This is a genomic window from Ideonella sp. P3_A4, from assembly GCF_056403075.1.
The window spans coordinates 1-1,617 of record NZ_JBFUGE010000973.1; the positions used below are offsets into that span (position 1 = coordinate 1).

2 protein-coding genes are annotated in these 1,617 nt (G+C 63.9%); one reads left to right on the plus strand and one right to left on the minus strand.

Annotation, left to right across the window (positions count from 1 at the left end; all coding sequences use genetic code 11):
• Window positions 1-632 (plus strand): IucA/IucC family C-terminal-domain containing protein (locus AC1DYI_RS34995; protein ID WP_477208696.1); only part of this gene is annotated, 632 nt, incomplete at its 5' end.
• Window positions 633-676: 44 nt separating this feature from the next.
• On the opposite strand, the gene AC1DYI_RS35000 is transcribed toward AC1DYI_RS34995, so the two are convergent.
• On the minus strand, window positions 677-1,177 hold the full coding sequence (locus AC1DYI_RS35000) for a sigma-70 family RNA polymerase sigma factor (protein ID WP_477208697.1): 501 nt from the start codon (window positions 1,175-1,177) through the stop codon (window positions 677-679).
• Between the last annotated feature and the right edge of the window lie 440 nt (window positions 1,178-1,617).

Sequence of the window (1,617 nt, forward strand, 5' to 3'; positions counted from 1 at the left end):
ACCTGATCCAGCGCTCGGGGCTGGACGCCACCACCTGGGTGCGGCGCTACCTGCGCACCTTCCTCGCGCCGATGCTGCATTGCTTCTACGCGCACGACCTTGTCTTCATGCCGCACGGCGAGAACCTGATCCTCGTGATGGAAGGGCACGTGCCGGTGCGCGCGCTGATGAAAGACATCGCCGAGGAATGCGCGGTGTTCAACGGCGGCGAACACCTGACCGAACGCATCGGGCGCATCGCGATCGAGATGCCGGACGAGTTCAAGCTGCTGTTCCTGTTCATCGACGTGTTCGATGGCTACTTCCGCCACTTGCAGCAGGTGCTGGTCGATGCCGGTTGCATGGACCATCACGAGTTCTGGTCGCTGGTGGCCGAATGTGCGCAGTCTTACCAGCGCGAGCATCCGGAGTTCGCGACCAAGTTCGAACGCTTCGACCTCTTCCAGCCGACGTTCGCGCACTCGTGCCTGAACCGGCTGCAACTGCGCAACAACACCCACATGCTGAACCTGGCCGATCCGGCTTCGGGGCTGGCGTTCGCGGACCCGCTGGAGAACCCGATTGCCGGGATGCAGCAAGGCCATGCGCGCGAGGCGGATTTGCCGAGGGAAGAGATGGCTCCGGTGGCTTGAGGAGCCTGTTCAAGGGCAGTGGACGGGGCACTGCCCGGTGCGCATCACTCAGTGGGCAAGGCGGCGCGGCAGTAGGCCATGGCCTGGCGCAACAGAGCGTGGGCGGTGGAGAGCGACAGGCCCAGCCGCGCCGCCACCTCGCGCAGCGTCAAGCCCTCCAGCTGGTACAGCTCGAAGGCGAGGCGAGGGCGCTCCGGCAGGCCCGCCAAGGCTTGGCTCAGCAAGGCCAGGTGCTGCCGACCCATCGCCTGTCGCTCGGGTGATGCGCATGGGCAGCCCACGTCGTCGAAACCCTCGCAGGCCTCTTCGAACAGGTCGCCTTCGAGGGCCGATCGACGGTGGTCATCGATGGCGAGGTTGCGCACGATGCGGTGGCAATACGACACCGGTTCATTCAAGGTCGCGCGTGGGCAAGCCGTGGCCTTGAGGTAGGCGTCGTGCAGCAGATCATCGGCGCGCTGGGCGCAGCCGACGATGCGTTGCGCAGTGCGTTTGAGTTGCGGGCGGTGGGTGATGAACACCACCGCCAGAGGATGTGTCGACAAAGGAAACCTCCCTGAAGCTCGGCCGAAGCAGTTGTATTTAAATGAGAAGCATTCGTATTTGAATGGTAGCGGTGAGAGAGGCCATTGGCGACGAAAGCACCCGGCGACGCGATGGTCAAAGGCGGAGTTCGCGAGGCGGAGCAAGATGGGAGCTTTGCTCGGGCCGCCACGCTTGTGCCGGCGGTGGCCTAACTTTCCAGTTATGCGAAGCGCAGGCTGATCAGGCTCGCCGATATAGTGAAGCGCAGATCGCACCAACAAGGGGGATGCGTTGACTCAGGTTCAATTCACGCGAGCGACGATGGTCGATCGGGACGCGAGAGCGAATGACGTCCGTTCCTGATCGAGGCCGCATCGACCCGCCGCACGGCGAACCGCTGTTTCGGCCTGCCGACCTGAGCGTCGACCGGGACGCACTGTTCCAACTCTCGGTCGAGTAC